The sequence below is a fragment of the Affinirhizobium lemnae genome, from assembly GCF_022968395.1.
Lineage (GTDB): Bacteria > Pseudomonadota > Alphaproteobacteria > Rhizobiales > Rhizobiaceae > Neorhizobium > Neorhizobium lemnae.
This window is the reverse complement of the sequence record NZ_JALJQZ010000005.1, coordinates 1-23916: the sequence shown is the minus strand read 5'-3', so window position 1 is coordinate 23916 and position 23916 is coordinate 1. Positions and strand designations below refer to the sequence as shown.

Here is a 23916-nt window from a genome sequence, read left to right as displayed (position 1 = left end):
TCACCTTCTCCCCCATGCAGTGGCACGATGGAGCATTGATACTCCATCGTCTCTCACTGTGCCCGAATTCCAGATGCGTCAGAGATCCAGTTTGTCGATCATCGGCTGCGTGATCAGGCAGATTCCGTTCTCGCTCCGGCGGAACCGCTTGGCATCGAGTTCTGGATCTTCTCCCACGACCAGACCTTCCGGAATGGTGACGCCCGCATCGATCACCACATTTTTCAGATGGGCGCGCCGTCCGATGCGCACATTCGGAAGGATGACCGCACCTTCAAGGCGTGAATATGAGTTTGCGCGTACGCCGGTAAACAAAAGGCTGTTGGATAGGGCCGAGCCCGAGATGATGCAATCACCCGATACGACCGACGATACGGCAGAGCCCCGGCGGTTTTCGTCGTCGTGAACGAACTTTGCCGGCGGAGTGATCTCCGCATAGGTCCAGATCGGCCATGATTTGTCATAGATATCGAGTTCGGGAACGATGCCCGTCAGATCGATATTCGCCTGCCAATAGGCGTCGATCGTTCCCACATCGCGCCAATAGGCCTGTTTTTCGAAATCGGAGCGCACGCAGGATTGCGCAAAGCGGTGCGCGACAGCCTTGCCGTTCGCCACGATCCACGGAATGATATCTTTGCCGAAATCGCGGCTGGAGCCTGGATCTGCAGCATCGCGGCGCAGGCATTCCATCAGGAATCTGGTATGGAAGACATAAATGCCCATGGATGCAAGCGCGTAGTCCGGCTTGTCGGGCATGCCCGGCGGATCGGCGGGCTTTTCTACGAAAGCGCTGATCTCGTCCTTTTCGTTGACATGCATGACACCGAAGCCGGTCGCTTCCATGCGCGGCACTTCGAGGCAGCCGACGGTTACATCGGCGCCGGAATCCACGTGCTGCTGCAGCATCAGCTCGTAGTCCATCTTGTAAATGTGGTCGCCCGCAAGAATGACCATATATTCCGGATTATAGGCCTCGATGATATCGATGTTCTGGTAAACCGCATCGGCTGTGCCTTCATACCATTGCGTTTCGGAGACGCGCTGAGAGGCAGGCAGAATATCGAAGCTTTCGTTTCGTTCGGGCCGCAGAAAGTTCCAGCCGCGCTGCAGGTGGCGGATCAGCGAGTGCGCCTTGTACTGGGTGGCAACGCCGAAGCGGCGAATACCTGAATTCAAGGCATTCGAGAGAGCGAAATCAATGATGCGGGCCTTGCCGCCGAAATAGACCGCAGGCTTTGCGCGGCGATCCGTCAGTTCCTTCAGACGGCTGCCACGTCCCCCTGCCAGTACATAGGCCATGGCGTCGCGGGCTAGCGGTTGAACACGTTTTGTCGTCATGGCGTTCCTCCCAGATATCGATAAAATCAGGCTTCAGGCTCAAGTATGATGGTGGCAAGCGGTGGTAGCGTGACGTCTGCGTTAATGGTTCCTCCGGCAGAAACGGCTTGCACCCTGCCACCATTACCCTTGCCGCTACCGCCGTAGATTTCGGCGTCAGTATTCAGTATTTCGCGCCAGCGACCCTCCTTCGGCAGAGGCACACGGTAGTTTTCCCGATAGACGGGCGTGAAATTGGTGATGACGGCAACCGGCTTTTCTCCCGGCGCCTTGCGCAGCCAGGCATAGACCGAATTGTCGGAATCATCCGCGATCAGCCATTCGAAGCCTTCACCCTCGCAATCGCGTGCATGCAGTGCAGGCTTGGAGCGGTAGGTGAAATTCAGATCGCGGACCAGACGGCGGACACCTTCATGCGGATGGTAATGCAGCAGGTTCCAGTCGAGCGAACGTGCCTCGCTCCACTCGCTCCACTGCGCAAATTCCTGTCCCATGAACAGCAGCTTCTTGCCCGGATAGCCCCACATAAACGCGTAATAGGCGCGCAGGTTCGCGAACTTCTGCCAGTCATCGCCTGCCATCTTTGCAATCAGCGACCCTTTGCCGTGCACTACCTCATCGTGGGACAGCGGCAGAACGAAGTTTTCCGAATAGGCGTAGATCAGGCCAAAGGTCAGTTCGTTATGGTGGAACTTGCGATGCACCGGCTCCCGCTTCAGGTAGCTCAGCGTATCGTGCATGAAGCCCATGTTCCACTTGAAGCCGAAGCCGAGGCCGCCTTCGTGCACGGGATGCGAAACCTTGGGCCAGGACGTGCTTTCTTCGGCAATCGTCATCAGCCCCGCATGCGAGGCGTAGCTGGCGGAGTTCAGCTTCTGCAGGAAGCGAACGGCCTCCAGATTCTCGCGTCCGCCATATTCGTTCGGAACCCACTCGCCTTCCTTGCGGGAATAATCGAGGTAGAGCATGGACGCGACTGCATCGACACGTAGACCGTCCAGATGAAACTTTTCCGCCCAATAAAGCGCATTATTGATGAGATAGGACAGAACTTCGATGCGACCGAAATTATAGATCGCCGTGTTCCAGTCCGGGTGGAAGCCCTGGCGCGGATCGGCATGTTCGTAGAGGGCCGTGCCATCGAATTCGCGAAGCCCATGGGCGTCCGTCGGGAAGTGGGCTGGCACCCAATCAAGAATAACGCCAATACCCACCTTGTGGCAACCGTTGACGAAGCGGGCAAAGCCCTCCGGCTCGCCAAAACGCGCGGTCGGTGCGTAGAGCCCGGTGGTCTGGTAGCCCCAGGACGGGTCGAAGGGATGTTCGGTAATGGGCAGAAACTCGATATGGGTAAAGCCCATGTCGGCGACATAGGGAATGAGTTCCGCCGCCAGTTCGTCCCAGCTTAGGAAAGTCCCGTCGGGCCGTTTCCGCCACGAGCCTGCATGAACTTCGTAGATCGAAATCGGTTGGCGGCGATGGTCGCATTCCGCCCAGAACTTGCGATGTGCCTCGTCTTCCCATTCCTGCACCAGTTCCGGTGCGGTCAGTGATGCCGTCTGTGGCCTAAGCTCGGCACGCCGTGCATAGGGGTCTGCCTTCAGAGGCAGGGCCACGCCATCCTTGCCGATGATCTCGAATTTGTAAGTGCTGCCGGGCAGTACATCGGGGGCAAAGATCTCCCAGATGCCGGTATCGACCCTCAGCCGCATGACATGGCGGCGACCGTCCCAATTGTTGAAGTCGCCGACCACGGAAACACGCTTGGCGTTGGGAGCCCAGACGGCAAAGTGAAAACCTTCGGCGCCTTCATGCTTCAGCGGATGTGCGCCCATCTTGTCGAAGAGACGCAGATGCGACCCTTCGCGGACGAAATAGTCATCCATGGGACCAAGCACCGGACCGAAGCTGTAAGGATCGGTCAGCGCCCATTCCGCATCGCCGCGGCGTGCACGATAGCGAAGTGGCTTCAGCGAGGTCAGCGTTACTGGCCCTTCGAAGAAACCGGCTTCGTGGCGAAGGCTGAGTTCACCCAGAACGGTTCCGTCCAGTGCCGTCACGGTCACATTTTCGGCTCCGGGTATGAAGCAGCGGGCAATAATCCCGCTACCTGACTTGTGCGGCCCAAGAACCGCAAAGGGATTGGCATGTGAACCGCTGATGATCGCCTCGATCTCGGCAAGCGGAAGTTCACTCGGTGTTTGTCCGTTCTTGCCTTTGGATGCGGGCGAGTGGCTCATCATGCTCTCCAGATTTCCGACGCGTATTGGCGGATGGTTCTGTCAGACGAGAACCAGCCCATGCGCGCCGTATTGCGAATGGTCTTGCCATACCAGGACACCGGATCCGCCCAGATCTGGTCGACATCGCGCTGGGCCTTGGCATAGGCATCGAAGTCACCCGCCACCATGAACCAGTCATGGTTATATATGCCATCGATAAGAGCTGTGAAGCGCGAACGATCGTCGGGAGAGAACACACCGGACGAGATAGCCTGGAGCGCCTGGGCCAGTTCACGTGACTGCTCGATTATGGCACGCGGATCGTGGCCTTCCGAGCGAACGCGGGCGACTTCATCCGCCGTCATGCCGAAGATGACGATATTTTCCTCGCCCACATGGTCGCGCATCTCGACGTTCGCGCCATCCAGTGTGCCGATCGTCAGCGCACCGTTCAGGCCGAACTTCATGTTGCCGGTGCCGGAGGCTTCCATGCCCGCCGTCGAAATCTGTTCGGACAGATCTGCCGCCGGAACCATGACCTCGGCGAGCGAGACGTTGTAGTTTGGGATGAAGACGACCTTCAGAAGCCCCCGAACGGCCGGATCATTGTTGATCACGCGTGCCACGTCGTTGGCCAGTTTGATGATCAGCTTGGCGTTATGGTAGCTGGGCGCAGCTTTCCCCGCAAAGAACTTGACGCGCGGCACCCAATCCAGCTCCGGATGGGAGCGGATCTGATCGTACAAAGCGACCGCTTCGACGATATTCAAAAGCTGACGCTTATATTCGTGGATGCGCTTGATCTGGATATCGAACATTGCCGAAGGATCGATGCGAATGCCCATGCGGCCTGCCACGAGATTGGCAAGCTGCACCTTGTTCTGACGCTTCACCTCGGCGAATTTCTTTTGGAAAGAGCTGTCGTCGGCAAAGCTGTCCAGTGCGCGCAGGGCCTCGGTATTGTCTTCGAACTCGGGTCCGATCGCTTCACGCAGCAGGTTGGTCAGGCCCGGATTACACTGCATCAGCCAGCGACGCGGGGTGATGCCGTTCGTCTTGTTGTTGATACGGTTGGGATAGAGCGAATGGAGGTCGGCGAACACCGTTTCCTTCATCAGGTCGGTATGGAGCGCCGAGACGCCATTGATAGAGTGCGAGCCGACGAAGGCGAGATTACCCATGCGCACGCGCCGGTCGCCGCCTTCATCGATCAGCGATATCGCCCGGATCTGGCTGTCGCCGAACTTCTTTTCCTTGCGGGCATCGAGCAGGATCTTGGTGTTGATCGCGTAGATGATCTGCATGTGGCGTGGCAGCAGACGCTCGAACAGCGGCACCGGCCAGCTTTCCAGAGCCTCGGGCAGAAGCGTGTGGTTGGTGTAGGAGAAGGTCTGGCGGGTAATGTCCCAGGCTAGATCGAAATCCATGCCATGCACGTCACACAACAGACGAATCAACTCGGCAATCGAAATGGCCGGGTGCGTGTCGTTCAACTGGATCGACACTTTTTCGTGCAGGTTGGTGAAGTCCGGGTACTGCTGGAGGTGACGGCGCAAAATGTCCTGCAGCGAAGCCGACGAGAAGAAATATTCCTGGCGCAGACGCAATTCCTGACCGGCCGGATTGGCGTCTGCCGGGTAGAGAACGCGGGTCAGGGTCTCCGCCTTGTTGCTTTCACGCAGCGCACCGATGTGGTCACCGGCGTTGAATGCGTCGAGCAGGATCGGATCGATCGGCTGGGCGGACCAGAGACGCAGCGTGTTGACGCGCTTGCCGCGCCAGCCAACGATTGGCGTGTCATAGGCCATGGCGATGAAACGTTCCGCAGGCTTCCAGACGAAACGCGGCGGATCATCATAGCCGCCGACGCTTTCCACCGAGCCGCCGAAGCCGATTTCATAGGAGCTTTCACGTCGCTCGAATTCCCAAGGATTTCCGTGCGCAAGCCAGGTCTCGGGCAGTTCCACCTGCCAGCCGTCGGCCATCTGCTGACGGAAGAGGCCGTGCACATAGCGAATGCCGTAGCCATAGGCGGGAATATCGACTGTTGCCATGCTTTCCATGAAACAGGCTGCCAGTCGACCGAGACCGCCATTGCCCAGTGCAGCATCCGGTTCGAGGCCCGCAATCACATCGATATCGACGCCTAGCGAAACGAGTGCATCCTTGATTTCGCTGAGAAGCTCCATGTTGGAAACGGCATCGCGCATCAGGCGGCCGATTAGGAACTCGAGCGACAGATAGTAAACGCGCTTGTCGCCGGTCCGGTAGACCTTACGCGTGGATTCCATCCACTTGTCGATGATACGGTCACGAACCACGAGGATGGTGGCGGTCAACCAGTCATGTGGTTTGGCAACCTTGGCGTCCTTACCGATGCGGTAGGTCAGGCGCTCGATGATTTCTTCCGCCATAATCTCGGGGCGGGAACTGCGCGGAGCCGGTTGCGGGATTTCTACCGGAGAAAGCGTATTATTCATTGGGTTGCCAACTTTGCTGGAGGGAACGGTGGAGGAGGCGTTCGGTTCAGAATATGGCCTTTTCTTCAACGTCGAATTTAATCGTTATGATGCACATGCGTTCAACGGTCGCAATAGGGTTTGTTAGAGTTTTTCAAAGCGCTTTGGTCTAGCAAGCTCTTGAAGAAAAACGGAAAGGCGCTCGCATCTTTGCAAGCGCCTGTAAATCCTCAGAAGTGCGTGTTGTATTAGTTTGTCAAGCGCGTTTGTGTCTTGGCTGCCTTTCGCCCAATGTCACCGAATGCAGCCACGAGATCGGCCATATTTGACGACTCGTAGTAGCTTTCCTTGTTGCTGGCGCAGGCCTGCAGCAGATCCTTACCCTTGTCCGGCGCCATGAAGGCAACCGTAAAGACGGTAATACCGTCCGCTTTGGCTTGCGTGCATGCGGCACGAACCTTGTCATCGATGCCCTTGTTCCAGGCATTGCTGTAACCGGTCATTTCACCATCGGTCATCAGCACGATGAAGCGCGAAAAGCCGAAGTTCTTTTTGGCCTTGTGCTGAGCTTCCTCTGTCGGATTTGCCTTCTGAAGATCTGCATAGGCCATAGCCATTGCTCCACTTGCGTCCGTTCCCCCTACCGGTACAGTCGGAAGAGCAGCAACGTAACTCCTGGCAGTCGTCGTTCCCCAGGCTGGTTTCTGCTCGGTCTTGGTTTCGTGCGTGTAGGAAACGGCCCCGATTCTGATCAGCTTCATGGCTTCCGTTTCCTGCGCCGTTGCATTGCTCAGATCAGGTGCGGCGGCCTTCAGAAGCTCGGTCATCATCACGCCTGCCGCTGTTTTCAGCGCAGCGATCTTGGTGACGTAGTTTGTAACCTGATAGTTGCCCCAGCACTGATAAGTGCCGCATTGATACCAGCCGGTCACAGTCCTGGTCGGCTTGAGCGGATCGACTGTTGTCGTATCCCAGGCCATGGAGCCAGACTCGTCCAGTACCAGATACATGGAAAGCGCGTTGCCTTCGCGGGCGCTGGCCGAAATGCTGGAAATAGAAATCGGGATTTTTTCAAAGCCCAGAATACGCGTCAGGCCGCTTAGTTGCACGTTTGCCTTGAGGTTCATCCGAACTTCGAAATTCTTGCTGGTGCCGCCGGTCGACGTGATGGTTGCCCCGGTATTCATATTTTTCTGAAGGTCGGCCTTGGCGGCGGCTCTTTCCTCTGCGGAAAGGCCGCTTGCCTCGAGATTGGCCAGATACTGGCCCACCATCTCGTCGTTTGCCATCTTCGTGGCTTCAGCTTCGGTAATGTCGTCCTTGGACATTTTGGATGCTGCAGACAGGGTTGCGGCATCCGCGATATTCTGGATCTCGGCCTTCTCGCGCATCACATTGGTGAGGTCCAGGGCGACACCGCCCACGCCAATCGTCAGCGGCAGCAGTATGGCCGTCATTATTGCGAAGTTGCCGGTTTCCTCGGCAAGCAGATCTCTGCAGGTTGAGCGGTTCATCGCTTCGGTCCGTCCCATTCATTAGAACAGGTTAACGTCTATCGATGAGGGCTGACTAAACTCCTAATTGTATCGTTCAACTTTTAGCTAACCGGCCAGATTTGAGGCGTTTCGCTAGCTTACTGGAATGACATCCACCGCTTGGACAGTGCGATGCGTACCGTAGGATTTGAGAACACCCACAACGGGTGCGACGTCGGCATAGTCGCGTCCATAGCCGACGACGATATGATCTGCTCCTGCGGGAATGTTGTTGGTCGGATCAAGCTCTATGTAGCCGGTCGATTTTCCACACCAGATGCGCACCCAGGCATGCATGGCGTCGGCTCCTTCCAGACGCGCCTTGCCTGGTGGCGGAATGGTGCGCAGGAAGCCGCTCACATAACCGGCCGGAATTCCCAGACTTCTAAGCGCCACGATCATGATGTGGCTGAAGTCCTGGCAGACGCCGCGCTTCAGCTTGAAAGCCTCCGCCGGGGTCGTGTCCACGGTCGTTGCTTCGGCGTCGTACTTGAATTCCTTGAAGATGCGCGCGCAAAGCAGGTTCGCGATCTCCCGCACGGTCTGACCCGCTTTTGCGGTTTCTCGTGCAAAGGCTGCGATCTCAGCATTGTCTGGCAGTCGCGGGCTCTGGCCGGTGAAATGATGCGGCGCGTGGGGATCGATCGAGCGAATCTCGGCAAGCTCCACCGCCAGATCCTTCAGCTGTGGCGACAGATCTGCCGTCAGCGGTGCGGCCTCTACCATCACGCGCGCCTGCATTCGAATGTCGAGTTTCTCGTGCTGTGCGCGCAGAAAAATGGAGGTTGCCTGCTGTCCGAAGAAATCGATGAAGTCGCTGCGCTCTTCCGCAGTCGGGGCAACGGTGACCGAACCGGCAATCAGGCGCTGCCGGTCCGGGATCGAGAGCGGCAAAAGGCGAAGGATGTGGCGAGCTCCCGAGGCGGGCGTGTCATAAAGATAGCCCATGTGGAGCGAGATATCGTAAAGCATGGGTTATCCGAAATAGGTTTGCGCAAGCAGATCGGAGAGTTTCTCCATTTCTGCCTCAAGACGCTCGTAGACATCCGGTGTCATTGCCTCCGGCGTCATGACCGCGAGACCGGAATGCAGGCGCATGGATTCCCGGTCCAGCGCCGACATCTGGCCAGTGCCATAGGGATGCGGCAATTGCTCGACTTCCGTACGGATCTCGTTCAGCTGGAAAAGGACGGAGCGTGGGTTGAGCGGATCGAGTGCCAGAAGATCGGTCACCGTCAGGCGAGCGGTGTTCACATTGTAGCGGCGGCGGTGGGTCATCACGCTGTCGCCGATCTCCAGCAGCATATCCAGCGCGCCGTCCGGTGCGTCGGGCCCGGACATGTGACCTAGCAGACGCGTCATGTGCAGGCCGCGCTCCAGATAGCGACCAATGGACAGGAAGCGCCAACCGGTGAAGCGATACATGTTTTCGTGCACAAGACCGGCAAAGCCCGCCAGCTTGCGCAGGAGCACCGTCATCGCATGGGCGGCATCGTCGCCGTGCTGAACGCCCTCATGGAAGCGGCGCGCTGTCTTTGCCAGATCGTTCAGCGCCAGCCAGCCATCGGGCGAGAAGCGATCACGGATATTGCTGGCGGAGTAGATCGCGCTGTCGATGTTGCGAATGAGCGGCAGCGGCACCGCCTTCACCATGTCGATATCGACGCCTTTGAGATAGCGCGAGACATCGGCCAGCAGCGGCTGTTCAGGATCGGCGCTTTCGGCATAGCGCATATGCCACGACCGAAGGATTCGCAGCGCACCTTCCGCCCGCTCGATGTAGCGGCCAAGCCAGAACAGATTGTCGGCGGCGCGGCTCGGCAGGCTGCCCGGCATGTTGCGGGAGAAGCTTTCTTCCGGCGGCAGGAGCGATGGCTTTTCAACCGGCTTGTCGGATACGATCCAGACGTCTGCAGCGGTTCCACCAGCCTGCATGGCAATCGCAGCCACATCGTCGCCAGAGCCAATGCGGGCAAAGCCGCCGGGCATGATTTGCCAGCCATTTTCGGTGCGTGCTGCAAAAACGCGCAAGGACATTGGGCGGGGCATCAGCTTGCCGTTGACGTAGGCCGGTGTCGTTGAAAGCGTCACCGCTTCCTGACCCACCAGCTTGCCGCCTGCGGCATTCAGCCAGTCTTCAACGGATTGCTTGCCGCCCTTGCGGGTCGCGCCCAGAACCGACTGGTTGTTGTCGTCAAAGAAGGGTGCACGGGAATAGGCGGGTCCGATCACCATCTTCTCGATGTTTTCCGCCACGTGCTGGCGCTCGCTTTTCTGGCCGCACCACCAGGTAGCTATTGAGGGCAGCTTGAGCTCTTCGCCGAGCAGATGGCGGCAAATGGTTGGCGTGAATGCGAGAAGTGCGCGCGTTTCCAGGATACCCGAGCCGAGCCCGTTGACGATTGTTACGGAGCCGGAGCGCAGCGCTTCCACCATTCCCGGCGTGCCGATGTGTGAATTCTGGTTCAGCTCCAGCGGATCGGCGTAAGGCGCGTCGAGACGGCGCCAGAGAACGCTGACAGGTTTGAGGCCTGCGACGGTGCGCACCATGACCCTGTTGTTGACGACGGTGAGATCCTCGCCTTCCAGCAGCATGAAGCCGAGATAGCGGGCAATATAGGCATGTTCGAAATAGGTTTCGTTGGCCGGGCCGGGGGTCAGAACGGCGATCCGGTCATCCGGATACCGTTTCTGTGCCTGCAGCGCATCGCGAAACGCTCCGAAGAAGGAGGCAAGTCGATGGACATGGCTTTCGCCATAGATTTCGGAGAAAGCGCGAGTAGTCGCAACGCGGTTTTCCAATGCGAAACCGGCACCGGAGGGCGCTTGTGTGCGATCTGCCAGAACCCACCAGTTGCCGTCCGGTCCACGACCGATCTCGAATGAGCAGAAATGCAGATGATAGCCGCTGGATGGCTTGATACCGACCAGAGGTCTCAGGAACTCCGGGTTTGAAGCAATCAGCGCAGGTGGCAGAATGCCTTCGCGCACCAGCCGGTTCTCGCCATAAATATCGGAAACGATCTTCTCCAGCAGGTCTGCGCGCTGGATAAGCCCTTCCGAGACCTTCTTCCACTCCTTGCCATCGATCACGACCGGAACGTGCGAGATTGGCCAGGCGCGCTCGGCGCTTCCCTGTCCGGCGTAAGAGCGATAGAAGACGCCCGCATCGCGCAGGTAGCGGTCTGCGCGGGCAAACCGTTCGTGCAATTCCCCTTCCGGCATGCAGCTGAGCGAGGAAATCAGGTTCTGCCAGACAGGACGGATCTGACCGTCCCGATCCAGCATTTCGTCAGACACGCCCGGCAAGGCCTGGTAGCCGAGGATGGGATCTCCTTCCACCGCCTCGGCTGCATAGTCCAGCTCTGTTACCGGGATCACTGACAATTCACACTCCTATCGGCCGACGCAGATCAAGCGTCAGCGGGAATTCGGCGGAGGGCAGCTCTGCCATCAACGTATAGCGGCCAGCCGTATGCCCCCAAGGTTCGAATCGCGCAAGCCTTCTTGCTTCCGCTTCGTTGCCATTCACCGGGAATGTCTCGTAATTGCGACCTCCGGGATGAGCGACATGGTAGACGCAGCCACCGATTGAGCGGTTCGACCATGTATCATAGATGTCGAAAGTGAGCGGCGAATTAACGGGCAGAACCGGGTGCAGGCCCGATGCGGGTTGCCATGCCTTGAAGCGGACACCGGCTACGGCGACCCCGGACGCACCTGTCGACGCAAGTGGGACATTGCGGCCATTGCATGCCACGCGGTAGCGCGATGGATTGCTGGTCTCCAGCCGGACCTGAAGACGCTCGACCGAGGAATCGACGTAACGCACGGTGCCGCCGATTGCGCCCTGTTCGCCCATGACATGCCATGGCTCCAGCGCCTGCCGGATTTCCAGTTTCGCGCCCTCATATTCCACTTCGCCGAAGAAGGGGAATCGGAATTCCAGCTGGGCGGTGAACCATTCGGGGCGCAGATCGAAACCGTTGTCACGAAGATCGGCGAGAACGTCCATGAAATCTGCCCAGACGAAGTGCGGCAGCATGAAACGGTCGGCGAGCGCCGTTCCCCATCGGACGAAGGATCCCTGTGCCGGGTTCTTCCAGAAACGCGCAATCAGTGCCCGCACCAGCAATTGCTGAGCCAAAGACATGCGTGCGTTCGGCGGCATTTCGAAACCGCGGAACTCGACCAGGCCCAGGCGTCCTGTCGGGCCATCGGGGGAGAACAGCTTGTCGATGCAGATTTCCGAACGATGGGTATTGCCAGTGACATCCGTCAGGAGATTGCGGAACAGGCGATCCACCAGCCAGGGCAGGGGAGGCACACCTTGGCCGGGCGCCGGCACCTGCGCCAGCGCGATTTCCAGCTCGTAGAGGCTGTCGTGGCGAGCTTCGTCGATACGTGGGGCCTGACTGGTCGGGCCGATGAACAGGCCCGAGAAGAGATAGGAGAGGGAGGGGTGTCGCTGCCAGTGCAGCACAAGGCTCTTCAAAAGGTCCGGCCTGCGCAGGAAGGGGCTGTCGTTCGGGTTTGCGCCGCCTACAACCACATGGTTGCCACCGCCGGTGCCGGTGTGGCGGCCATCGATCATGAACTTGTCGGCACCCAGACGGCTCAGGCGGGCTTCTTCGTAGATGGCGGTGGTGATCTCCACGCATTCCTTCCAGTTGGAAGCCGGATGGATGTTGACCTCGATGACACCCGGATCTGGCGCAACCCGGATGACATTCAGCCGCTCATCATGCGGTGGCGTATAACCCTCGATATGAACCGGCAGATTGAGCGCCCTCGCCGCACGTTCCGCCGAGGCGATGAGATCGAGATATTCCTCCAGCGCGGCGGTCGGCGGCATGAAGACGCAGACCCGTCCATCGCGCACTTCCACGGAGATGGCCGTGCGCACGCGTCCGCCGATTTCCTCATAGGATTGGCCGAGCTGGGTCTGCTGTGTAATATCGGGCCGCAGCGAATGCTCCGGCATGACGCGGCCCTTCTCGGTCGAGAAGTCCGGAAGAGGCGGACGCTCGACGGTTGGATCGACCGGATTGATGTAGGGATACCAGGACGGCGCAATATAGGGTAGCGAGTTCAGCGGCAGGCGGAAGCCGACAGGGCTGTCGCCCGGAATGAGGTAAAGCCGCCCGCGACGCGTACGCCATTTTTCGCTGACCCAGCTGCGGCCCGAAGCGCGCGTCTGCCAGGCCTGAACCGGCAGGACATAACCGGCCGGATTGTTAAGCCCCTGGGAAAAGACTTTTGCAATGCGGCTGCGTTCCTCCGGGTCTTTGAGCTTGGAATTGGCCGGATCGACATTCTCGGGCAGGTTTGCTTCCCGCACGATCCACTCTGCCGGATCTTCGTAGGCAGGGGCGACATTCTCTGTCGAAAGGTCCAGCTCCAGCGCAATCGCCTGAAGAAGTCTTGCCGCGTCTTCGTGGGTTACTTTATGATCGCGCTTCTCGACGGCGATCAAATCCGGGTCCGACCAGATCGGTAACCCGTCCTTGCGCCAGTAAAGCGAGAACGTCCAGCGCGGTAGGCTTTCGCCCGGATACCATTTTCCCTGACCATAATGCAGAAAACCACCAGGGGCGAAGCGCTCGCGCAGCTTGCGAATCAGCACATCGGCACGGTCGCGCTTGGTGGGGCCAACGGCTGCGGTGTTCCACTCCTCCGACTGGAAGTCATCAATGGACACGAAGGTCGGTTCGCCGCCCATGGTGAGGCGCACATCCTGCGCCTTGAGAACGGCGTCGACCTGTTCGCCCAGTGCATTCAGCGCATCCCAGCTTTCATCGGAAAATGGCTTGGTGATGCGCGGGTGCTCGGCAACGCGCGAGACCTTCATATCGAAGTCGAAGCTGGTTTCGGCCTCGCCGTAATAACCGCCGGAAATCGGGGCTGCGTTCTTATAATGAGGGGTAGCAGCCAGCGGAATGTGGCTTTCGCCGGTCAGCAGGCCCGAGGTCGGGTCCAGACCCACCCAACCGGCGCCCGGAAGATAAACCTCCGCCCAGGCATGCAGGTCGGTGAAATCCACCTCAGTGCCAGAGGGGCCGTCGAGGGCCTTCAGATCCGGCGTCAACTGGATGAGGTAACCGGAAACGAAGCGTGCCGCCAAACCAAGATGGCGCAGGATCTGCACCAGAAGCCAGCTCGTGTCGCGGCAGGATCCCTTGGCGCGCTCCAGCGTTTCTTCAGGCGTCTGCACGCCGGGTTCCATGCGAACGATATAGCCGATCTCGCGTTGCAGGCGGGCGTTCAGCGCCACCACCATATCAACAGTCGGCTGGTGTGGGCTCTTGTCGATAGTTTCAAGAAACTTTGTCAGGAGAGGGCCGGTCGGCTCCGGCTTTCGATAGATCGAAAGATCCTCGACCAGATTCTCAGGATATTCGAAGGGCCACTTCGTCGCTTCCTCTTCGACAAAGAAGTCGAAGGGGTTGTAGACCGTCATGTCGGCTATCAGGTCAACTTCGATCTTGAATTCCGTCACGGGGTCCGGAAACACGAAGCGAGCGAGATAATTTCCGTAAGGGTCCTGCTGCAGATTTACGAAGTGATTTTCGGGGGTCACCTTAAGCGAATGGCTGAGAACGCGCGTTCGGGAATGGGCTGCGGGCTTCAGGCGGATGATCTGCGGTCCCAATCGAACCGGCTTGTCATACATATAATGCGTAAGATGGTAGATGCTGGCTTTGATGGACATGAAACTCCTTGCCGGGCCGCAAACAGATACCCGTCACCGAACTGCGGGTTCAAGTTTGTGCAATGCAGGAGAATAAAGCAAGGTGTTTCAAGTTGCCGATAGGCGCGGGCAGCTCTTCACCACAGTAGAGACAAGCCATGCGCTGCAAATCGCCGTGCGCTCATCTTGCAGGTGAGAGATTTTCCATTCGCCTTGTTTTGCCGAATGCCCAATTATAATTCGCGCTGCAAAAGCCTTGGGCGGGATGCTGCATTCAGAGTCGGGTCGCGTCTGCTGCAAAAGGAATGAGCTGCGAAATTGCTTAATTTCGCAGCTCATGATTAAAAATTAGACGATTTAGCCTTTTCAGTAGGCAGATCAATCAGGACGGCTTGCCTGCTGAAGGAGCAGAGTCCTTGATCGCCTCGGCATGATACCAGCCGCCACCGAAAGCCAGATCGCAAAGCGCGGGGTTGGCTTCCACAGCCTTCTTCTCGATCCGCGCCATGAAATCGCGGCGGCCTTTGAGGCCTCCAACGGGAAACTGAATGATCTGTGCTGTATGCTCGGGGCTTGCTGTCGTCATGGTCTTATCCTTGGTGCATTTTTCCGTCCGGATATGCTTTTGCCTAATTTTTATGCTTTATGCTTTAATTTGCACCATTTTGGGTGCGTTTATTTTGTTCAGAATGCATTATTTTTGCGCAAAACGCAAGTGGCAATCTGGCTGTATGCGTTCGCCGCTTCTGTAATCTCGCCCCTGCCTCCATTTGATAACGGCATAGGATCGGAGGAGTTCCTCTTGTCCTCGCTCGAGAGTTCTCGCGGCGTGCAGAACTTGTTCGATGCAACGAGTCGCGGGGCTCGATTCAAACTGGCACGGCTTATGCATTGCTATGGGCATTCCTGGCGGTGCGCCCATGAAGGGAAGCGCGAAACAGGATGTGCTCACAACGCGCAGCATAAGAAACGAGAGATCACTATGACGAAATACAAGCTCGAGTACATTTGGCTGGATGGTTACAAGCCGGTGGCAAACCTTCGCGGCAAGACCCAAATCAAGGAATTCGATACATTCCCGACGCTTGAGCAGCTGCCGCTTTGGGGCTTCGATGGCTCTTCGACGATGCAGGCCGAAGGTCATAGCTCCGATTGCGTTCTGAAGCCGGTTGCGATCTATCCCGATCCTGCCCGTACGAACGGCGCTCTCGTTATGTGCGAAGTCATGATGCCGGATGGCGTTACGCCGCATCCGTCGAACAGCCGCGCAACGATCCTCGACGACGATGGCGCCTGGTTCGGTTTCGAGCAGGAATACTTCTTCTACGAGAACGGCCGTCCGCTCGGCTTCCCTGAGCAGGGTTATCCGGCTCCGCAGGGTCCTTACTACACGGGCGTCGGCTACAAGAATGTTGGTTCCGTTGCGCGCGAGATCGTCGAAGAGCATCTCGACCTCTGCCTCGCTGCCGGCATCAACCACGAAGGCATCAATGCCGAAGTGGCCAAGGGCCAGTGGGAATTCCAGGTATTCGGCAAGGGCTCCAAGAAGGCTGCCGACCAGATCTGGGTTGCGCGCTACCTGCTGCTTCGTCTTTGCGAAAAGTATGGCATCGACGTCGAATTCCACTGCAAGCCGCTCGGCGATACGGACTGGAACGGCTCGGGCATGCACTGCAACTTCTCCACGACCTACATGCGTGAAGTTGGCGGCAAGGAATATTTCGAAGCGCTCATGGCAGCCTTTGCCAAGAACTGGAAAGAGCACATCGACGTTTACGGCCCGGACAACCACCTGCGCCTGACCGGCAAGCATGAAACAGCTCCGTGGAACAAGTTCTCCTACGGCGTTGCCGACCGTGGCGCCTCCATCCGCGTTCCGCATTCCTTCGTCAACAACGGCTATAAGGGTTACCTGGAAGACCGTCGTCCGAACTCACAGGGTTGCCCGTACCAGATCGCTTCGCGCGTTCTGGCAACGATCGCAGAAGTCCCGACGGCTGCTTCGGCTGCTGCCTGAGCCTTTCGACCCTGACCATAACGAAGCGGCGTCGGGTCATCCCGGCGCCGTTTCCATTTTCCCAGTATTGATTTTTGCAGGTTTCAGATCTCGCCCACGGCTTCACGGCGGCGGCGATCCAGTTCTTCGGAGTATCGCCGTAATGTGTGCGCTTCGCTGAGCTGGCCGATGACGCGCCGGTCGATGAGATTGTTGATAACCGGCAGAGCCTCCGCATGGGCCTGATCGAAGATTTCAGCCGCCTGCTTCGCGTTCATGTTCGGCAACAGGAAGTCGTTCTCGAACTGGAGAAAATCCTTGACCTCGGTCCGTGGCTTCGTGCTTTCGACCTCCTCGGCGTAAACCTCCGGTATCGATACAATCCCGGCATAGCGGTCGTTATCGTCCAGCAGGATTGCTCTCTTGGCTGAGCCGAGCGGAAATGCCTCCCGGAACTCATCCAATGACATAGCGAGCTTCGCGCATTTCACATCCGCACGCATCAGCTTGTCGACGGTCAGGTTGCGGATCCAGCCGACATCATGGGCCGAGCGGATGCTTTCTCCCCGCAAGTGGAAACGCCATGTCGCGAAGGAGTAGCCGAATGTATTTCGCACGACGAGCGATGAGGTGATGACGGCCGCCAGAACGAGGGCCGTGATGGGGAAGTCAGCCGTGATTTCCAGCGCGAGGAAGGTCATGGTCAGCGGGCCGCCGATGATTGCAACGGCCAGCGCACTCATTCCCACCACCGCCAGCACGGTCGGCGTCAGGGAACCGGTCGTGATGAAGTCAGCAGGCATGGCAAATATCTTGCCAAGCAATGCGCCCATGAAGAGTGATGCGAAGAACAGGCCACCACGGAAGCCGGACCCGATCGACACCGCCGAGGCGACCGATTTGAGCAGGAAGAGGCAGATAAGCACCTGCACCGGGGCCTGGCTATCCAGATTGATATGAAGCGCGCCATGTCCAGCAGAAAGAACCTGCGGCGTTACCATGGCCATCAGCCCGATCAGGATTCCTCCAAGTGCCGGTCGCAGGTAGGGAGGAAGCGAACTCTTGCGCGCCGTTTCCTCGATGAAGGCGACGCCCTGCATGATCAGGATACCGACGCCTGCGCAGATTGCGCCCAGCGCAATGGCCGGGATGTAATCCGCAGGTGTGATGGTGCCTATTTCGCCGACTTCGATCAGGAAGCTGTCGCCGGAAAAGCCGCGCGCCACGAAGGTTGCCACGATGGCCGAGACAACGACCGGCGCCAGGGCAACCATGCTGTAGGTGCCGATGATGAGCTCGAATGCGTAGAAGGCGCCGGTGAGCGGTGCATTGAAAGCCGCGGCAATGGCACCGGCGGCTCCGCAGCCAACGAGGACGCGCATGTCTTCCCGCCGCAATTTGAGCTTGGAGCCAAGTTTTGATGCCAGGCCTGCGGAGAGCTGGGTGTAGCCGGCTTCCAGTCCGACGGAGGCTCCGAAGCCGTTGGAGATCAGGTTCTGCACCGCGACGATCACGCTGTCGGTCAGCGAGATGCGCCCGCCATAGAGCGCGTTGGCCTCGATTGGGTCGACCATTGCGCGCTTTCGCCGACGCGACAGAATGAAAAGCACGCAGCCGAGAATGATGCCTCCGACAATGGGCGCGCACAGCACGACAAGTTTATTCTCAATTTCCGAGGCGCTCAGCCACTCGCTCATTTCGATGCCGAAGATGAGGCTGTGCAAGGCCTTCGAAATCCAGCTCATGCCGCTGACCGCGCAGCCAGCGCCGATGCCGATCAGAATGCCGGAAAAGATCAGTCCGATCTCGGAGCCGCGCGTAAAGGCCTTCCTTTTCAGGAGCTTGCCCCAGGTTTGTCCGAACTTGAATATCGCTCCGGGAGCCAGCGTCTGCATCGGGCCTGCAGCCTTCCTGTTCATGATCTTAAATCAGCGCCAAACCGCGAATGCCTTGATCATTTGTCTGCGGGCAATTGGAGCCAGAGCGTCAAGTGTCAAGTCACGGTTGGTACAAGGTTTCGGCGCTTATAGGAGAGGGAAAGCGACGTTTTCATGAACGGATGGTTCAGAAGCCGTTCAGTTTCCAGTTTCTAATTTCCTCATTATCGAAACTGAGGTGACGATCATGAAGTCTATGTTTTTGGCTGCCGCAATCCTTGCTACCGGCGCGCTTGCCGCCGAAGCGCAACCCATGCCCGTCGCACCGAAAGTAGTTCCGGCGAACGGTGCAGTATCGGGTCTGATTGAGAAAGTTGACTGGGCCTGCGGGCGCGGCTGGAGATTGAACCGCTGGGGTGAGTGCGTACCGCGCCGCCCACCGCCACCGCCGCGCTATCACCGCCCGCCGCCGCCACCGCCGGGCTGGGGTTGGGGCCCGCCGCCGCGCCACCATCACCATCACGGGGGTTGGGATCGCCGCTGGGGTGGTCCGCCGCGCTGGTAAAGTTCAACGCGAGCCGGGTGCAGGATCTGCTGCCCGGCTCCAGGACTTTTTACAAGCTCATGATCCGCGATGAGCTTCTGATTTGCATGGAAAGAGCGCTTACGGACTGAGATCCGTCTTCCAACGCGCTAACCTCGAAAGGGAAGCCAGAGTATGTGCAACTCTGGCTGCGTGAAACGGTCTCTGGCGGAATCGGCTGACCCGATCATTGTACCGTTGTCTCCGTCGCGAGCGCGTGGGCAAGCGGTATCGAAAATAGTAACCTTGTCGCTTCGCCGTCCAACGTATCGCTGACGTCGCGATTGATTGGCTTCCGGCAGGGTCAACCCACCAGATTCTAGGCGCCGCCACAGGCTTGGAGCTGTCGTTGAAGCCATCTGAGACGAGAAAGCCGATTTTTCCGGTGACGTGGCAATTGCGCGCGTAATCTGCGGGCCCATGACTTTGCCGACGTTCTGAATTGCCCAGGCAAAATCTGTCTGTTGGTTGTTGTTTCAGCCCGGTAGGGGATCCACATCAGATCGATCATGCTGGCTTATTTAAAATTCATGTATTAATATGATTATTTATCATATTTAACGACATTATCTTTTTATTCTGTTTGTACTCGTATAACGGGTGATCGGATGATTCCTCACAACGATTTGAGTGATGCCGCAAGGGTTAATACCAAATGTCGATGATCTGAACCGATTTCGTGGGACCGGGGACCTTCATCCGGCGTGGGACGCATACCGGAGAGCGATGCTGCCGCATCGGTGGAGGATTGCGACAGAGTCGATCGAGGAAATCCGGCCCGTGCGAAGCATCGGGCGCTTTGGCCTTTGGACGTCGTCGAAAATCGGCGCCGGACCTTCAGGTCCGACTGTGGTTTTCTTCTCGCCACAAACCAAAATCGCTCCGGCGTAATCGGTCCCTATCACCGACATTTGGTATTAGTCGCACAGTGATCGGCTATTCATCAATTCGGTTGGTGAGTTTCATCTCTTCTCACCGCGAGAGCGAAGTTTCAGGTCGGTAAGGGGAGGTGCTCAACAGTTGCCGTATGGTGGCGTCTACGGCAGTGCAGTTCAGGTGCGTTCTGAGGGATGGACAAGAGGAAAGCTGCCTTTGTGCTCGGCGCCTGTAGATACACGCCGTTCGCTGCGACCAGAGGTGAGCGATGAGCCTGGACTATTTGACTCGTGCGGTGAAAATGGGTCAGCGCAGCCGTCGGCGGATGCGTAAGCACGGCCAGAACATGAAGGGCGACAGGCTCTGGAGCCGCGAGGAGGAGGCGGTCCTGATTGCTCATCAGGGTGAGTATGATCTGATGAGCAAGCTTCTGCCACACCGTACGCGCGCAGCGATTGCTAATCGATGCCAACTGCTCGGATTGAGACGAAAAATTCACGTCTGGACGGCCGTGGAACTCGCCAAGCTGAGACGTCTCTATCCAATAGCCAGCGTCCAGGAAATCGTAGAGGCCTTTCCGCACTCCAGTTGGACGAATATCTGCCAGGTGGCGCGCTATCACGGATTCTGTCGCGCGGTCAGATCAACCTACAAAAGCACAGGTCATCCCGCACTCGATGACGTGCGACAGCGTTGCCTGGAAATTCGCTGGACAATGAAGGATCTCGACAAGGCGGCTCGCACAGGGTGCTATTTTCAGCGCGCCGGATGGATCGGCAAGAAAATAAACTACCGCGCACTCGGGCGTGCCATAGAGGCCTTGGACGGCGTTATCGAATGCCGATGGAAAGAATAGCCTTGGCCCTCTGGCCTACTCATGTTCAGGAGGGCGAACGGAATTTCGTGCCCTAAAACCAAAAGGCCTCCAGATCGCTCTGAAGGCCTTTTTGAATAGGAATGGTGGGCGTGACAAGGATCGAACTTGTGACCCCTACGATGTCAACACGGTACGCCTACCGGAAACGCGGCATCATCTATCGAGCTTGAAGCGCCATTTCAAGCTTCTCCTCGCTTCATCAGCGCTGTTTCTTGGGCATAGCTTGGGCGAATTTGAGCGCGCCGCTCAATGGCTGGCGGCCAATTGGGATGAGGTTCGCGGACCTGTTTGGCCCGTCCTGCGCCGTCGGTTCAAGCTGAATGCTGATCAACTGATGGCCGCTGTTGCCTGGGCATGTGCTCTTACGAGTGCTGGCTTCGAGGAGGTGTATGATCATGGCTGATCTGACACCGTCTCCGGCGCTTCTCAGATTGAACCAGCGTTTCAGTCTTCGATCTGACAGCGCCATTGTTCGTCGCTTCGAGGAAGGGCTCGCGACCAAAGGCGTGACGAAGGCACACGAGCGTCAAGGTCTAGTCAGTGCCGCCGCCAAGGCCGTCCGCTCTATTCGTGTAGCCAAACACACTGACGAGGATCGCGCCAAGATGATTGCGCGTCGGCGCAAGTGGGCAGGCGCGAACACGCCACCGGATGTCAAAGCTCATTACAGCTTGGCTGAACAAGCAGTGCTTGGTGTTGTCGCTGATACATGCAAGCGCAAAGGTTTCTGCGATCTGTGTCTTGATGAGTTGGCACGAATTGCAGGCGTTAGCCGAACGACTGTTCAAAACGCTCTTCGCAAAGCGCGTTCTAAAGATCTCGGACATGTGTCGGTGCGAGAGCGGCCACAGCAAGGGCGCAAGAGCCTCACCAACGTCATTCGCATTGTTTGCAGTCGCTGGATAGGTTGGATCACGCGAGGGATAGGGTTCAAACGTTTGAACACTTCAGTGACTGGAGTTAAAAAAGACCTCTCTAAGCCAGACGATGCCAAGATTTCGGCTTTTGAGAAGGTGAGTGCGGCATTCGCTCGAAAACCCTCACACGCTCAGCGTGTTGAACCCCTCCGAAATGAGCAAAAACATCCTGCACCGCTTGCGGTCTATGCGGATCGCTTCACGCAAGCAGCGCCCGTAAGGCAGCGTGAAACAGGCGGATCACTGTGGAGCTTGGACCAATCGCACGGACGGAATGATTTGCCAGATTTACCGATTTTGTCGGCCAAGGGGCTGCGCGATGGGATGTGAACGCAAGACCCACCCCCCGGCCAAAAGTCTGGCGCAAACTCCCCCTGACCGCCCGCCTATGTCAAAAAAACCCGGCGCGATAAAAAAAACGGTAGGAAAAATTTTTTGTGTACCTGGACAATTGGAGGATACGGGGGGCGACCAGCTTCCGCTTTCCGTGCCGGTCGCCGCACGAAAACCGCTCACTGCAGCCTGCGCTGAATGTGGCGCGCCCTTCGAACAGACTCCGCCAAATGGTCGCCCGCTGCGGTTTTGTTCGCCCGCCTGCCGATCTGCATCGAAGAACCAGCAGATGAAGGCATGGCGTCAGAAGGCCTCGAAGCCAAACCCGCAACGTCTCACCTGCCGCCAATGTGGCGAGGTCTTTCCAGCTCCGCGCCGCGCGGCTGGTCGCGTCCCGCATTGGTGCTCACCAGCCTGCAAACGCGCCTTTTTCAGCGCCTCAGCAGCGCCGAACGACAATCAATCCACCTTCAACTTCACCTGAGGATCTTCGAATGAACAACGATAACCAGACGCCTGATGCCGCCGCTGCTCGGCACGAAATGCAGGCGAAGGCCATCGCCAATGCTGTCTTCAACCTTTGGCCTAAATTCGGCCAGCAAGGCTTCTCGCCTGAAGCCATCCTCGAAGGCGTCGTGAATGGCGCTGCGGCTGCGGTGATGCTCGGAAGCGGTATCAACCGCTTCGAGTTCGCGGACATTCTGTCCGGCATGGCGGACGTGTTTCGCGCACCTGAAGCGCCAAAGCGGGGAAATCTTCATGTCGTCGAATGAAGCCCTCTTGTCAGCCTCAGAAGTTTGTGACAGCTTTGCCGCCGTGTCAGACGAAAGCCGCCAGCGGGATGCTGGGCAAACGAGGCAACTCCAAAATCAGAAGATCCGGCGCAAGTCGAGTTGAGCGAATTGAACCCTGCGGGATGCAGGCAAGAGGAGCGCAACGAGCCTGAAGCCGCCTCTGACGACTGCGGAACCTTGTCCGTTAATGCGCCTGGTGGAATGTCTCACCTCTCCTCAGCAGAGCCAACATCTTCCGCCGATGCGATCAGGTCGCGCCGCGACTTCGAAGCATTTCTCCGCACACACGGATTTTCACGCACCGCTGCCAAAGCCATAGCTGCAAACGGCTGGCAATCCATCGGTGAAGACGAAACCGAAAGTGAACCGGACCCTGAAGAGCTGACATCCGAACAAGCCCAACAGTTGCTTGCTCTCTTCAAAGTCTGACCCACAGGCAAAAGCTAGGACTATCCCATGACAAAGAACATTATCCTCGGTCTCGCACTCGTTGCGCTTTGCACCTTCGCCGTCGCCATGTCGCTCTCTCCAGCCATGGCTCATCCGGTCACCATGCTGTTCACCGAACCCCACGCCGTTGCGACAAATATGGCGATGGTAATGCTTGCTCCGATGAATTCGCGGATGCGCGGTATCGTTTCCGTGCGGGCAAACGCTGCGATCTTTGCCCAACTTCAGGCGAGCGTTGAGGAGTTCAAGTCCGGCCACAAGCGCGAACTGAACGAAATGAACGGCCATATCGATCAGCTGAACGCCCAAATCGCTGCGATGAAGCTCGGCGGCGCGGCTGATGGCGGTGGCAATCCCGAAATGAAGCAGGCAAGCGCTGCGGTGACAGAGTTTCTGCGCAGCGGCAAGCCGGATGCAATGCTGAACCTTCAGCCCCGCGCTGGAATGTCGAGCGACTCCGGCCCGGATGGCGGCTTCACTGTCCCGACGCAAATTGATCGCCTTATCCAGAACCAACTTATCGCGCTGTCACCGATGCGAGCCGCGACGGGCGGGGGCGTCCTGGTCAGCACCAGCGATTATAAGAAACTGATCAATCGCCGTGGCGCAACTGCTGGCTGGGTCGGGGAACGTGATCCTCGCAACGAAACAGAAACCCCGCTGTTGGGCGAGATCGTTCCGCCGATGGGTGAAGTCTACGCCTATCCATCGCTCACACAGTGGATGATCGATGACAGCCAGTTCAATCTGGAAACCTTTGTCGCTGAGAATGTCACGGATGAATTTAACATTCAGGAAGGCAGCGCCTTCGCGTTTGGTGACGGTATCAAGAAGCCTCGCGGTTTCCTGACCGTGCCGATGTCAGAGGCTTCTGACAGCGCACGTCCGTTGTAATCAAAGTAAACCTCCACCTACGGTGGAGGACTGGACGAGTTCTACATCGTAGTGGAGAGACCTCCGGCTTG

16 protein-coding genes are annotated in these 23916 nt (G+C 57.9%); 7 read left to right on the top strand and 9 right to left on the bottom strand.

From position 1 onward, the window contains the following. Positions 1 to 78 precede the first annotated feature (78 nt). The 8 genes from glgC to MUU53_RS04565 form a co-directional block, all read right to left on the bottom strand. Positions 79 to 1341, bottom strand: a complete 1263-nt coding sequence (glgC, locus tag MUU53_RS04600) for a glucose-1-phosphate adenylyltransferase (protein ID WP_247259838.1) — start codon at positions 1339 to 1341, stop codon at positions 79 to 81. Between the two features lie 26 nt (positions 1342 to 1367). Further along, positions 1368 to 3581 (bottom strand): 1,4-alpha-glucan branching protein GlgB, encoded by a 2214-nt coding sequence (gene glgB / locus MUU53_RS04595; RefSeq protein ID WP_247259837.1) that lies wholly within the window; start codon positions 3579 to 3581, stop codon positions 1368 to 1370. Beyond that, positions 3581 to 6043, bottom strand: coding sequence for a glycogen/starch/alpha-glucan phosphorylase (locus MUU53_RS04590; RefSeq protein ID WP_247259836.1), 2463 nt, complete (start codon positions 6041 to 6043; stop codon positions 3581 to 3583). The genes glgB and MUU53_RS04590 overlap by 1 nt, the downstream gene beginning before the upstream one ends. Before the next feature lie 227 nt (positions 6044 to 6270). After that, positions 6271 to 7536 (bottom strand): vWA domain-containing protein, encoded by a 1266-nt coding sequence (locus MUU53_RS04585; RefSeq protein ID WP_247259835.1) that lies wholly within the window; start codon positions 7534 to 7536, stop codon positions 6271 to 6273. Between the two features lie 114 nt (positions 7537 to 7650). Beyond that, entirely contained in the window at positions 7651 to 8529 is an 879-nt protein-coding gene (locus tag MUU53_RS04580) for a transglutaminase family protein (protein ID WP_247259834.1), read from the bottom strand. A gap of 3 nt (positions 8530 to 8532) precedes the next feature. Next, positions 8533 to 10935 carry a circularly permuted type 2 ATP-grasp protein gene (locus MUU53_RS04575; protein ID WP_377307115.1) on the bottom strand — a complete coding sequence of 801 codons (2403 nt, stop codon included), beginning with the start codon at positions 10933 to 10935 and terminating at the stop codon, positions 8533 to 8535. Positions 10936 to 10945: 10 nt separating this feature from the next. Then, positions 10946 to 14269 (bottom strand): transglutaminase family protein, encoded by a 3324-nt coding sequence (locus MUU53_RS04570; RefSeq protein ID WP_247259833.1) that lies wholly within the window; start codon positions 14267 to 14269, stop codon positions 10946 to 10948. Positions 14270 to 14630: 361 nt separating this feature from the next. Continuing rightward, entirely contained in the window at positions 14631 to 14834 is a 204-nt protein-coding gene (locus MUU53_RS04565) for a DUF2735 domain-containing protein (RefSeq protein WP_247259832.1), read from the bottom strand. A gap of 396 nt (positions 14835 to 15230) precedes the next feature. Here MUU53_RS04565 and MUU53_RS04560 point away from each other — a divergent pair, with 396 nt between their 5' ends. Further along, positions 15231 to 16265: a glutamine synthetase beta-grasp domain-containing protein gene (locus MUU53_RS04560; RefSeq protein ID WP_062555740.1), complete on the top strand. Its 1035-nt coding sequence runs from the start codon at positions 15231 to 15233 to the stop codon at positions 16263 to 16265. An 83-nt stretch (positions 16266 to 16348) separates the two neighbouring features. Here the strand turns inward: MUU53_RS04560 and MUU53_RS04555 are convergent, their stop codons facing one another. After that, a complete protein-coding gene (locus MUU53_RS04555) occupies positions 16349 to 18139 on the bottom strand; it encodes a chloride channel protein (protein WP_247259950.1) in 1791 nt (596 codons plus the stop codon). Between the two features lie 229 nt (positions 18140 to 18368). Here MUU53_RS04555 and MUU53_RS04550 point away from each other — a divergent pair, with 229 nt between their 5' ends. The 6 genes from MUU53_RS04550 to MUU53_RS04525 all read left to right on the top strand — a co-directional run bounded on the left by MUU53_RS04550 (position 18369) and on the right by MUU53_RS04525 (position 23845). Further along, positions 18369 to 18686 (top strand): hypothetical protein, encoded by a 318-nt coding sequence (locus MUU53_RS04550; protein WP_247259831.1) that lies wholly within the window; start codon positions 18369 to 18371, stop codon positions 18684 to 18686. Positions 18687 to 19848: 1162 nt separating this feature from the next. Next, positions 19849 to 20436 carry a hypothetical protein gene (locus tag MUU53_RS04545; protein ID WP_247259830.1) on the top strand — a complete coding sequence of 196 codons (588 nt, stop codon included), beginning with the start codon at positions 19849 to 19851 and terminating at the stop codon, positions 20434 to 20436. Positions 20437 to 20527: 91 nt separating this feature from the next. Next, positions 20528 to 20860 (top strand): hypothetical protein, encoded by a 333-nt coding sequence (locus tag MUU53_RS04540; protein WP_247259829.1) that lies wholly within the window; start codon positions 20528 to 20530, stop codon positions 20858 to 20860. Then, positions 20853 to 21704, top strand: coding sequence for a helix-turn-helix domain-containing protein (locus MUU53_RS04535; RefSeq protein ID WP_247259828.1), 852 nt, complete (start codon positions 20853 to 20855; stop codon positions 21702 to 21704). Before MUU53_RS04540 ends, MUU53_RS04535 begins: the two co-directional genes overlap by 8 nt. 497 nt (positions 21705 to 22201) lie before the next feature. Next, positions 22202 to 22480: a hypothetical protein gene (locus MUU53_RS04530; RefSeq protein WP_247259827.1), complete on the top strand. Its 279-nt coding sequence runs from the start codon at positions 22202 to 22204 to the stop codon at positions 22478 to 22480. Positions 22481 to 22957: 477 nt separating this feature from the next. After that, positions 22958 to 23845 carry a phage major capsid protein gene (locus tag MUU53_RS04525; protein WP_247259826.1) on the top strand — a complete coding sequence of 296 codons (888 nt, stop codon included), beginning with the start codon at positions 22958 to 22960 and terminating at the stop codon, positions 23843 to 23845. Positions 23846 to 23916: the final 71 nt, after the last annotated feature.

Excerpts from the sequence above, each read along its gene's own strand:
- glgC (WP_247259838.1), bottom strand. The coding sequence starts at position 1,341 with ATGACGACAAAACGTGTTCAACCGCTAGCCCGCGACGCCATGGCCTAT.
- glgB (WP_247259837.1), bottom strand. The coding sequence starts at position 3,581 with ATGAGCCACTCGCCCGCATCCAAAGGCAAGAACGGACAAACACCGAGT.
- MUU53_RS04590 (WP_247259836.1), bottom strand. The coding sequence starts at position 6,043 with ATGAATAATACGCTTTCTCCGGTAGAAATCCCGCAACCGGCTCCGCGC.
- MUU53_RS04585 (WP_247259835.1), bottom strand. The coding sequence starts at position 7,536 with ATGAACCGCTCAACCTGCAGAGATCTGCTTGCCGAGGAAACCGGCAAC.
- MUU53_RS04580 (WP_247259834.1), bottom strand. The coding sequence starts at position 8,529 with ATGCTTTACGATATCTCGCTCCACATGGGCTATCTTTATGACACGCCC.
- MUU53_RS04570 (WP_247259833.1), bottom strand. The coding sequence starts at position 14,269 with ATGTCCATCAAAGCCAGCATCTACCATCTTACGCATTATATGTATGAC.
- MUU53_RS04565 (WP_247259832.1), bottom strand. The coding sequence starts at position 14,834 with ATGACGACAGCAAGCCCCGAGCATACAGCACAGATCATTCAGTTTCCC.
- MUU53_RS04560 (WP_062555740.1), top strand. The coding sequence starts at position 15,231 with ATGACGAAATACAAGCTCGAGTACATTTGGCTGGATGGTTACAAGCCG.
- MUU53_RS04555 (WP_247259950.1), bottom strand. The coding sequence starts at position 18,139 with ATGCAGACGCTGGCTCCCGGAGCGATATTCAAGTTCGGACAAACCTGG.
- MUU53_RS04550 (WP_247259831.1), top strand. The coding sequence starts at position 18,369 with ATGAAGTCTATGTTTTTGGCTGCCGCAATCCTTGCTACCGGCGCGCTT.
- MUU53_RS04545 (WP_247259830.1), top strand. The coding sequence starts at position 19,849 with ATGAGCCTGGACTATTTGACTCGTGCGGTGAAAATGGGTCAGCGCAGC.
- MUU53_RS04535 (WP_247259828.1), top strand. The coding sequence starts at position 20,853 with ATGGCTGATCTGACACCGTCTCCGGCGCTTCTCAGATTGAACCAGCGT.
- MUU53_RS04530 (WP_247259827.1), top strand. The coding sequence starts at position 22,202 with ATGAACAACGATAACCAGACGCCTGATGCCGCCGCTGCTCGGCACGAA.
- MUU53_RS04525 (WP_247259826.1), top strand. The coding sequence starts at position 22,958 with ATGACAAAGAACATTATCCTCGGTCTCGCACTCGTTGCGCTTTGCACC.